At 51.6% G+C, this 10,198-nt stretch carries 9 protein-coding genes; 7 read left to right on the top strand and 2 right to left on the bottom strand.

Annotation, left to right across the window (positions count from 1 at the left end):
* Positions 1-866 (top strand): alpha/beta fold hydrolase (locus ACTF5Z_RS00050; protein ID WP_438983998.1); only part of this gene is annotated, 866 nt, incomplete at its 5' end.
* A gap of 35 nt (positions 867-901) precedes the next feature.
* Here the strand turns inward: ACTF5Z_RS00050 and ACTF5Z_RS00045 are convergent.
* Positions 902-1,675: a TSUP family transporter gene (locus tag ACTF5Z_RS00045; RefSeq protein WP_438983997.1), complete on the bottom strand. Its 774-nt coding sequence runs from the start codon at positions 1,673-1,675 to the stop codon at positions 902-904.
* Between the two features lie 117 nt (positions 1,676-1,792).
* Here ACTF5Z_RS00045 and ACTF5Z_RS00040 point away from each other — a divergent pair, with 117 nt between their 5' ends.
* From ACTF5Z_RS00040 to ACTF5Z_RS00015, 6 genes are all read left to right on the top strand, one after another.
* Positions 1,793-3,253 (top strand): alpha/beta hydrolase, encoded by a 1,461-nt coding sequence (locus ACTF5Z_RS00040; protein ID WP_438983996.1) that lies wholly within the window; start codon positions 1,793-1,795, stop codon positions 3,251-3,253.
* A gap of 1 nt (position 3,254) precedes the next feature.
* Entirely contained in the window at positions 3,255-4,001 is a 747-nt protein-coding gene (locus ACTF5Z_RS00035; RefSeq protein ID WP_438983995.1) for an ABC transporter ATP-binding protein, read from the top strand.
* Entirely contained in the window at positions 3,998-5,167 is a 1,170-nt protein-coding gene (locus tag ACTF5Z_RS00030; protein WP_423848947.1) for an ABC transporter permease, read from the top strand. Before ACTF5Z_RS00035 ends, ACTF5Z_RS00030 begins: the two co-directional genes overlap by 4 nt.
* A gap of 62 nt (positions 5,168-5,229) precedes the next feature.
* Positions 5,230-6,606, top strand: a complete 1,377-nt coding sequence (locus tag ACTF5Z_RS00025) for an MATE family efflux transporter (RefSeq protein ID WP_438983994.1) — start codon at positions 5,230-5,232, stop codon at positions 6,604-6,606.
* A 16-nt stretch (positions 6,607-6,622) separates the two neighbouring features.
* Positions 6,623-7,753, top strand: a complete 1,131-nt coding sequence (locus tag ACTF5Z_RS00020; RefSeq protein WP_438983993.1) for a zinc-binding dehydrogenase — start codon at positions 6,623-6,625, stop codon at positions 7,751-7,753.
* 2 nt (positions 7,754-7,755) lie between these two features.
* On the top strand, positions 7,756-9,495 hold the full coding sequence (locus tag ACTF5Z_RS00015; RefSeq protein WP_438983992.1) for a DUF885 domain-containing protein: 1,740 nt from the start codon (positions 7,756-7,758) through the stop codon (positions 9,493-9,495).
* Here the strand turns inward: ACTF5Z_RS00015 and ACTF5Z_RS00010 are convergent.
* Positions 9,492-10,198 (bottom strand): efflux RND transporter permease subunit (locus ACTF5Z_RS00010; protein ID WP_438983991.1); only part of this gene is annotated, 707 nt, incomplete at its 5' end. The genes ACTF5Z_RS00015 and ACTF5Z_RS00010 overlap by 4 nt on opposite strands.

Genomic DNA, 10,198 nt, shown 5'->3' with positions numbered 1-10,198 from the left:
ATCTATCGGTCGCACACCCCTGCAATATAGCTAAGCGAAAATTTTTGAGGGTTATTATGGCAATACAGCATTTTGCAGGGTCTGCTTCAACGAAAATTTGTTTTGCCCATGCAAACGGTTATCCACCGGGGAGTTATCGGCCCCTGCTCGAAGCCTTGGCCGATTTTGCATCTGTGTACACTTACGATCACCTACCTCTAAGAATGCCGGAGGGTCCCTACAAAGGGGTGAAGTGGGGACATTTCGCCGACGATTACATCGGACAATTACAGCGCGCTTTTGATGAGCCCGTCGTGTTGCTGGGTCACAGCCTAGGTGGCACCGTTTCAATGTTAACCGCGGCACAGCAAAGTGACCTCTGCTCACGCCTGATATTACTCGATCCAGTGTTCATCCCCCCTAAGTTGCAGCTCGCCATGCGCTTATTGCCACGGTCCAAACGCCAGCAGATGCCGATGGTGCGCAAGGCTTTACGGCGCCCTAATTTCTTTACTGATTACACCGAGGCGTTTCAGTTTCACCGCAAGGCGAGAGCGTTTGCAAATTTTAGCGATGACGCACTTTGGGGCTATATTCATGCAGGTTTTGGTCGGCACGACGACGGTGTCGCCCTGAGATTTTCGCGCGAATGGGAGGCTGAAATCTACATGTCGGCACCTTGGGTGTGGTCAAAACTCAAGCGTCTTAGTATCCCTACCTTAGGATTGGTGGGCGAACAAAGCGATGTAGTTCACGAGCCTGTGATTCAGCGTTGGAAGAAGACTCAAAAGGACGTCACGATTGTGCCGATGCAGGGTGGACACCTGTTTCCGCTCGAGTCGCCGGAAGCTGTTGTACCCTTAGTGCAAGAGTTTTGCTTGAGTTAATGTGCTGGGTCCGCAGTTTTGGCCCTATACCTAACTCAATACTGCAGTAAGCCGGCAAGTGCCACTGCGATGAGTGCGATACCAATCCACTGCATAAAGCGCTTTGGCTCGACTTGCAGCGAATACTGATGGAACTTAAGACCCAAGACGTGCCCGATCGCAGCGGCTGGAAGTAACCATAGATGTGCTTTCCATTGTAAATCGATACCCGCTGCGGCGAAGGCGGCTAGCTTGATCGAGACTAAGATAAACCACAAAGCAAACAAAGTGTCGCGAAGCTGTTCCCTTGGAAGTTGTCTTGCCATTACAGCGATAATCAGCGGCGCCCCAATCAGTGATGTTCCCGAAACATACCCTCCCAAAATGAGAAAGACCCAATCCAGGACAGGGTGATTCGAGACGAAACTCTTCTGTAAAACGTAGCTCAATCCATAGATCAAAACGATTGCGAAAATAACGTTAGTAATGACATCGTTGGGAAGGCTTATTACACCAAAAACCCCGAGGAGTTTTGGGACAATCGTGATGGCCAAGATTTTTTTGAGATACAGCCAGTTGATATTCGACTCGAACGCGGGTTGCTGCCCGCGTGCCAGATCTTTTATCCAGGGCTGAGCGATAGTGAGTGACGAGAACACCAATAAATGCACCGACACTAAAGGTAAAAAAACTAGAGGCTTATCGTGAATCAAAAGCAAAAAGGGTAACGACAGAACGGCCCCACCAAAGCCCAAACCGGAGCGCACAAAGCCTGACCAAATAAAAACAAAAAAGATCGCAATAGTTTGCCAGAGTGCCAGAGCTTCCATCGCCTAAGCGCCGTTCTCGAGTTGTTTATCGCGTAGCATGGGGTATTCGTCGTGAAAGTGTGACACGGGCGCAAGCTTACCATACCCTAGCTGCTGCTTTACTGTGGAATGTCGGCGATGATGAAAAAATTGACACTGGCGCTGTTACTGAGCATAAGCGTTGAGGGTTTTGCAGCGGAAACAAAACGTATAGGATCGCTCGAGTTTGAGAAGTGCATGGCTGAAGGCGAGCGCTCGGTCTATCCGGCCTTGTGCGCTACCCTAGCCGTGCCCGAGAACCACGATCAGCCAGAGGGCTCGACCGTCGATTTGGCCTTGACTTGGATACCACCTCGCAGCGATAGTGCCGATTCTATACCCTTGGTTTTTCTTGCGGGTGGGCCGGGTCAGGGCGCACGTGCCTCTTTTCCTTCCATTCGCTCGGGGCTGTCTAGAGTTGGAGAATTCGCGCCGATCTTACTGGTGGATCAGAGAGGGACGGGCGAGTCACAAGCCCTTGATTGTCCCTTCAGTGAAGAGGATGTTGCGGTATTAGACGCCAATGACCGCGAGCTGGCGCAGCGATTAGCTAGGGACTGTATGGAACGCCACGCCGGTCGGGCTCTTGCGCATTACACCACGGACGACGCCGCTATGGACCTCGAGTTGGTTCGGCAGGTTTTAGGTTTGAATGCACTGAATGTCGCGGGCGTATCTTACGGCACTCGCTTGGCTCAACGCTACGCCGCCTTGTATCCTGATCAAACTCGCAGTTTGGTGTTGGATAGCCCTGTGCCGTCAAATCTAGTATTGCTCAGTGAACACGGTCGTAATTTAGACTTTGCGATCTCGGCGCGCTTGAGTGCCTGCAGTGAAAATCCAGAGTGTTACGCTAACCTAGGTGATACGCGTTTGCTGCTCGATGAGCTGCTAAACCAGCTCAGCCACTCGCCGATAGAAACTCGCTACCGACACCCGAGAACAGGCGAATACCTAACGACTTCTGTCGGTCAGAACCATTTGATCTCGGTCTTTAGGATGCTGAGTTATCAGCCTTCAACGGCGGTGATGTTGCCGACTTTAGTTGCCAACGCCAAACGTGATGGATTTGCCGACATTTTGGCTTTGAATCATATTGTGGTCGAGTCAATGCAAGAGTCCATTAGCCACGGTTTGCAGCTTTCGGTCATTTGCAGCGAGTCTATTCCATTCTTGGCACAGGCGGATGTGGAAGCTGAGGCAGATACCTTGCTTGGAGCGCAACTGATCGAGTTTTCGCGCTCTCAATGTGAGGTCTGGCCGCAAAAGGCGGTACTCGAAGATTTTCATTCACTTGCAGCTCATGATGTCCCCACCTTGGTAGTCACTGGCGAGCTCGATCCTGTGACGCCGCCGCGTTATGGGGATGTGATTGCTGCTGGGCTAACAAATGCACAACACATCACTGTCAAAGGCGAAGGGCATAGCGTGTTAAATGTGGGATGTTTGCCGAGACTTGTTGCTGACTTTGTCGAAACCCTCAAGTTTCAGGAAACGGAGTGCATCGACAACAGAGAGAGCCTGCCGGTATTCACAGGCGTTTACGGTTGGGAGCCATGAGATGATTGAAATTAACAAAGTGGCAAAGTCATTTGCGTCGAAAAAGGGAACCATCGAGGCGGTAAAATCTGTGTCACTGACGGCCCGTGACGGTCAAATTACGGGCCTACTCGGACCCAATGGCGCGGGAAAGACAACGACCATGCGTTTGCTATACGGGTTGTTGAGCCCAAGCCGGGGTTCGGTTCGGGTTGACGGCATCGATATCCAAGAAGACAAGATAGGAGTGCGCCGACGGCTCGGGGTATTGCCCGATACTCGCGGCTTGTATCCACGTTTGACAGCGCGTGAAAATGTGACCTACTTTGCTGAGCTAAATGGTTTGACGCCAAACGATTACGAGCCCGAACTCGATCGTCTCATTCAAAACCTTGAAATGTCGGACTTTATTGATCGTCGCTGTGAGGGCTTTTCGCAAGGTCAGCGAACCAAGACGGCGATCGCTCGATCCGTGATTCATCGCCCCCAGAATATTGTGTTGGACGAACCGACGAATGGATTGGACGTTATGACGACACGAGGTTTGCGCCGCTTCTTACTCAACTGTAAAGCTGAGGGGCGTTGTGTTGTGCTGTCTACGCACATCATGCAAGAAGTCGCGGCACTGTGTGATCATGTGGTGGTGATCGCGAAAGGCGAAGTAATGGCTCAGGGCTCACCCGAATCCCTGAAAGAGCAGGCGCAACGAGACTCTCTTGAAGACGCGTTTGTGCATTTGATTGGCTCGGAAGAGGGGCTCATGTTATGAACTTAATACTCACTGTAATGCGCAAAGAGTGGCGCGATTTGATGCGTGATAGACGCACAGTACTGATCGGTTTGGCGATGGGTGCGTTGCTGGCACCAGCCCTCATCATCGGTATGAACGCCTATGCCGCTGAAAAACGCACCAAACAACTCGAGTCGGTGTTGAAGTTGCCGGTGGCCGGCGCCGAGTTCGCTCCAAATCTTGTGACTTGGCTAGAACAGAGAAATGTCGATGTTGTCGATCCTCCCGCAGATATTGCCGAGGCGATTAAGACGCAAGAGCACGAAGTAATCCTTGAAATTACCGAGGACTATCCAGCGCAATGGTACGCGCAAGAAAACGCTCGGGTGAATGTTTACTATGACAGCTCTCGAGAATCCGCGAGAGTTGCCAGAGCACGGATAGATGGAATGTTGAGCCAGTACAGTAGCCAATTGGGGCGTATGAGAATGCTCAGCCGAGGGGTTGATCCGGGGTCAGCTTCGGCGCTGCTCGTGGTGCGTAACGATTTAGCAACCGAAGCCAGTCGAGCGGGTCAAGCCTTGTTGTTTTTGCCGTATTTTTTAATTCTGACGGCTTTCCTGGGCGGCGCATATTTCGTGATTGATGTGACTGCCGGTGAGCGCGAGCGTGAGTCTTTGGAGAGTTTACTCTTGGTGCCTGCAGCGGCGTGGCAAATCATGGTCGGCAAGATCGGCGCCTGCTTAGGCTTTGGACTGATGATGATCACGGTCGCGTTGTTGGCTTTCAAATTGAGCTTCAGCTTTGCCCCGAATCTCATTGTTGAAATGAAACTCAGTTGGTTGGCTACTGGAGCCATTGCCTTGAGTTTAATTCCAATTGCCTTAATAGGGGTTTCATTGCTTACCTTGCTGGCTGCGAATGCTAAAACCGTAAAAGAAGCGCAAAGCTACATGAGTATGCTGACCCTGCTGCCGATCATCCCAACGTTTGCGCTGATGATTAATCCCATCAAGACGCAATTATGGATGTATGCCGTGCCTTTTGTGTCACAAAATCAGTTGATCATGGCTATTCTACGTGGCGAGGCGGTGGGTGCATTGGAGTTGGCGGTATACGCGGCCTCGCAACTGGCAATCGCAGTAATCATTCTAAGCCTTGCAGCTTGGCGTTACTCAAGTGAGCGCATGGCGCTGGGACGTTAGCGCTTTTGTTCCACCAGAAGTCGCGTATGATGCCATGTCGTTTTTGTTGTTGAGCAAACTGCATGTCTGAACGCGGCTTTCGAGCCATTTTTAAAGAGCTCTCTGTATTAGCTTTACCGATCGTAATTTCGCAAGGTGCTTACGCCTTTATGATTTTCACCGATCGTTATTTTATGGCACAGATAAGCGCTCAGCACATTTCCGCATCGATGTCGGGTGGCGTCACTTCGTTTGTTACTTTGTCTTTGTTTTTAGGCATCATTTCTTACGCCAACGCTATGGTCGCGCAATTGTCCGGCGCTGGGCGACACAGTCAGTGCAGTAAAGTGGTTACGCAAGGTCTCGTTTTGTCGGTTGCTGCGTTTCCGATACTCTTACTGTTAACCTTTCCCGTAACCGAGCTCTTTCGCTGGGTCGGCCACGCTGAAGAGCTCGTTGCGCTCGAGAGCGCTTATTATAACGTTCTGATTTATGGTGGGGTTTTCAGCCTGGCGAAGGCTGCTTTGTCGTCTTTTTTTAGCGGCATTGGACGCTCCTGGGTGGTCATGGTGTGCGACGTGACGGGTGTGCTAATCAATATTGCGCTCAGCTATGCGCTGGTGTTTGGGCATTGGGGATTTCCGGCTATGGGGATTACCGGTGCAGCGCTGGGCACGGTCATCGCCACAGCGATCACTTTGATTCTTTTTTTGTGTTTTTACTTTCGACCAGCCATTGCTGAGCTCTACGGTGTCGCTCAGAGCTGGATGATTGATATGGGGATTCTGAGAAAGTTTGTACGCTATGGGTTTCCGTCGGGGCTTGAATCGTTCATGAACGTTGTGACGTTTAACTTATTCATGCTGATGTTTCAGAACTACGGTACTCGCGAGGGTGCAGCAATGGCCATCGTGTTTAACTGGGACCTGATGTCTTTTATTTCGATGATTGGTTTGCATATTGCAGTGATGAGTTTAGCCGGGCGTTATATCGGCTCGGGTGAGTCACAGAATCTGAACAGAGTGATCGCGGCAGGATTCAGCATCGCCCTCACGGTTACAGTGATTTTCGCCATTACGTTCGCGACCTTAGCTGTGTCGCTGGTCGGCGTTTTTGACACAGGTTCAGAGGATTTCGAACAAATTAGCGTCCTAGCGGAGGCAATGATGCTAGGCCTAGCGTGCTACGTGATTGCTGACGGCATCAATTTGGTGGCATCGGGTGTGCTCAGAGGTGCGGGCGATACGCGTTGGCTCATGTTCGCGTCGGTCTCCGTTCATTGGGCTATGTTGGTAGCGCAAGTATTTATTATTAAGATCTGGCAACTGGGTCCTATGGTCTCTTGGTGGACCTTTGTTGCGATGCTGGTATGCCTAGCTGGGCTATATTTGAGCAGATTACGTTGGGGGGCATGGCGCTCGCCGGACCGACTCGCTAAACTGGTGAGCGAACATCATTAAACCGATAAGGATAATTATGACTACTGGCTATCAATTAAAATCTTTACTTACCGCTGACGGCGAAGCATCGCTCTATTTTGAGGCAAAGGACTTTTCAGACTTGGCTTCAGACCAGGTATTGATTCAGGTGGAGGCGGCACCGATTAATCCGTCCGACCTCGCATTATTGACAGCGCCGATGGATTTAGAGTCGCTGACCTCGTCGGGCTCTGGGTACGAGACTAAGATTCGTGCTAAAGCCAAGCCAGGCGCCGTGCAGTTTTTTGCTGCACGATTGGGTATGGCACTGGCAACCGGAAACGAAGGTGCGGGCACTGTGATCGCGGCGGGTGACTCAGAGGCTGCACAGGCTTTGCTGGGCAAAAAGGTGGGCGCATTTGGTGGCGGTATGTACGCACAGTATCGCGTCGCGAATGTCATGGAATGTTTGCCTTTACCTGAGGGTGCGAGTGCCGAACAAGGTGCGTCGAGCTTTGTTAATCCGATGACTGCACTGGGCATGATTGAGACCATGAAAATGGAGGGGCACAGTGCCATCATTCACACGGCCGCGGCTTCTAATTTAGGGCAAATGCTAAATCGTTTGTGCTTAGCCGATGGTATCCCCCTGATTTGTGTGGTCCGTTCCGAAACACAGAAAACACTGTTAGAAAGTCAGGGGGCACAGTGCGTGCTTAACAGCCAAGATCCTAATTTCTTTGCGGATCTTACGGACGCTTGCGATCGTTACCATGCAACGCTCGCGTTCGACGCCACTGGTGGCGGCACGCTTGGTAGTACCCTACTCAACGGTATGGAGGCCGCCGCAGCTAGGCACTTGACTGAATACAATCGCTACGGAAGCGATCGATTTAAGCAACTGTATATTTACGGCGGGTTAGATGTCAGTCCAACGACCTTACATCGCGGTTTTGGTTTTGCGTGGTCGATTAACGGCTGGTTGCTACCGCAGTTCCTCGGACGCGCTGGTATTGAGGTCATGATGCGAATGCGAGCGCGCGTCGCAGCCGAACTAACAACAAGCTTTGCCAGCCACTATGCCCATCGCGTGTCATTGCCGGAGGCACTGTCTCTGGACTTGGTGCGCGAATACGCGAGTCAAGCGACCGGTGTAAAAACACTGATACAGCCTACTCACGAGGGATAATCATGATTCGGCGTGGCTTGATCCTGTTGTTGGCGAATTATTGGTTCGCGGTGTCGTCACTTGCGAGTGATGACACGCTGAATTCCTTAATCGATGAACATTGGGCGTGGGTAGTAGAAAATTCCCCGGAATACGCAGTATTCATGGGCGACACGCAGCGTGCTGGCGAGTGGGATGATGTGAGTCTAGAGGCCCAAGCCCGCGAGGATCAAGCGCTCGCTGGTTTCGAGCAACGGTTGGTGGCTATCGATGGGGCCTCGCTGTCCGCTGAGGCCAAATTGAATAAAGAGCTATTGTTGCTCCAAATTCGGAATCAACGACGCGGCTACGACTTGGGTTTCCATTTGATGGGAATTACCATGCGCGGCGGGCCTCAATCACTCTTTACTGCGGCAGAGACGCTGCCGTTTCAGACGAGAGACGACTATGAGCGATGGCTGCAGCGGCTGGAGAGCCTGCCTAGTAGGCTTCAACAAGAGCAGGCAATACTGGAAGAGGGTATTCGACAAGGTCGAGTACAGGCAAAAGTGATTATGGAGCGCATTCCAGCGCAGCTTGCGAAAATTACCCAAGTTCGATTGCAAGACAATCCTTTTTACGAGCCTTTTATCGCGCTAGCCGGGTCGCTTTCCCATGCGGAAGCCCAGGCCTTGGCGGAACGGGCAGAACGCGTGGTGAAGGATGTCGTGGTCCCCGCTTATCAAAAGTTCGAAACGTTTTTCAACGAGCGCTACCTCCCTGCTGCTCGAGCTGATGTGGGTGTAGGTAGTTTAGCCAACGGCAAAGCCCTATACGAGTTTGCGGCGCAGCGCTTCACGACGACGAATCTCACCCCGCAACAAATCCACGATATTGGCCTAGCCGAAGTGGCACGTATTCGCGCGGCGATGGAGGAAATCATCGCGGAAGTGGGTTTTGATGGGGATTTGCAGGCCTTTAATGAGTTTTTGAGGACCGATCCTCAGTTTTACTATGACAATCCCGACGACTTGTACGATCAGTACCGAGTAATTTCGAAACGCATTGATCCAGAATTGGTAAAGTTGTTTGGGCGCTTGCCGCGCATTCCCTACGGGGTCCGGCCTATACCCGAGCAAATTGCCCCGGATACCACCACCGCGTATTACATGCCACCGGCAGCCGATGGTTCGCGAGCGGGTTATTACTATGTAAATTTGTACCGACCCGAGGTGCGTCCAAAGTTTGAAATGGAAGTATTGAGTGTGCACGAGGCAATGCCCGGGCATCATCTGCAGATTGCGCTGGCCCGAGAGCTTGAGGGGCTGCCAATGTTCCGAAAGATAGGGGGCGCCACGGCATTTGTCGAAGGCTGGGGTCTGTACTCAGAGCGTTTGGGATACGAGCTGGGGTTGTATCAGGACCCTTATTCTCGCTACGGACAATTAGTGTACGACATGTGGCGAGCGGTTCGTTTGGTGGTAGATACTGGGATGCACTACCTGGGGTGGAGTCGGCAAGAATCGATCGATTACTTCATGGCAAACGCCGCAAAGACCGAGGCCGATATCATTAACGAGATCGACCGTTATATCGGTTGGCCGGGTCAGGCGCTAGCCTACAAAATCGGTCAATTAAAGATTTTGGAATTGCGCGCTAAGGCCGAGCAGGAACTGGGCGATCGTTTTGATATTCGAGCGTTCCACGATCATCTGCTGGGCGCCGGCGCGCTACCACTCAATTTGCTAGAGCTGCGTATGAATACATGGATGGCCGATTATTAATCGGCCTGTGGGTCCCCAAACAAATCTTCTGTGATGTGGTATAAGCTCGGCACCAAAAACAATGTGATCACGGTGCCGACTAACACCCCGAAGGCAAGAGATATTGCCAGCGGCACGAAAAGATGAGTCGCGGCATTTGTGTCAAAGACCATAGGTAGTAAGCCGATAAAGGTGGTCAAGCTGGTCAGTAGAATGGGGCGAAATCTGACCACTCCAGCGCTGACGAGCGCTTCTTCAATGGGTGCACCCGAGACGCGCTGACGGTTTACATAGTCAACCAAAACCAAACTTGAGTTCACCACAACGCCTGAGAGCGCAACAATACCTAGGATGCTCAAGAAAGTTAGATCAACACCCATAATAAAGTGTCCAAAAATAGCGCCAATGGCGCCAAACGGGATGACGCTCATAATCACAAAGGGTTGTAAGTACGACTGCAGCGGAATGGCTAAGAGTGCATAGATGATGAGTAGAGCTAACAAAGCGTAGGCGCCCAACGAGCTAATGGATTCGGCGCGATCAGCAGCTTCGCCCGCCAATCCATAACTCACTCCAGGGTGGGTTTCTAATATTTCGGGAAGGCGGGTTTCCAAAACTTCGGATAACACTTGTTCTGGCGTGATTTTATCGCGCAGAACTTCGGCAGTCACCTTGATGACACGTTGCCCGTCGACGCGCGAAATGGTCGTGAATCCTTGGCCAA

It is taken from the genome of Aequoribacter sp. (assembly GCF_965659035.1).
Taxonomy (GTDB): Bacteria; Pseudomonadota; Gammaproteobacteria; order Pseudomonadales; family Halieaceae; genus Aequoribacter.
This window is presented reverse-complemented; position numbering and strand designations above follow the sequence as displayed.

Coding starts and splice junctions, on each gene's coding strand:
- ACTF5Z_RS00045 (WP_438983997.1), bottom strand. CDS start 1,675: ATGGAAGCTCTGGCACTCTGGCAAACTATTGCGATCTTTTTTGTTTTT.
- ACTF5Z_RS00040 (WP_438983996.1), top strand. CDS start 1,793: ATGATGAAAAAATTGACACTGGCGCTGTTACTGAGCATAAGCGTTGAG.
- ACTF5Z_RS00035 (WP_438983995.1), top strand. CDS start 3,255: ATGATTGAAATTAACAAAGTGGCAAAGTCATTTGCGTCGAAAAAGGGA.
- ACTF5Z_RS00030 (WP_423848947.1), top strand. CDS start 3,998: ATGAACTTAATACTCACTGTAATGCGCAAAGAGTGGCGCGATTTGATG.
- ACTF5Z_RS00025 (WP_438983994.1), top strand. CDS start 5,230: ATGTCTGAACGCGGCTTTCGAGCCATTTTTAAAGAGCTCTCTGTATTA.
- ACTF5Z_RS00020 (WP_438983993.1), top strand. CDS start 6,623: ATGACTACTGGCTATCAATTAAAATCTTTACTTACCGCTGACGGCGAA.
- ACTF5Z_RS00015 (WP_438983992.1), top strand. CDS start 7,756: ATGATTCGGCGTGGCTTGATCCTGTTGTTGGCGAATTATTGGTTCGCG.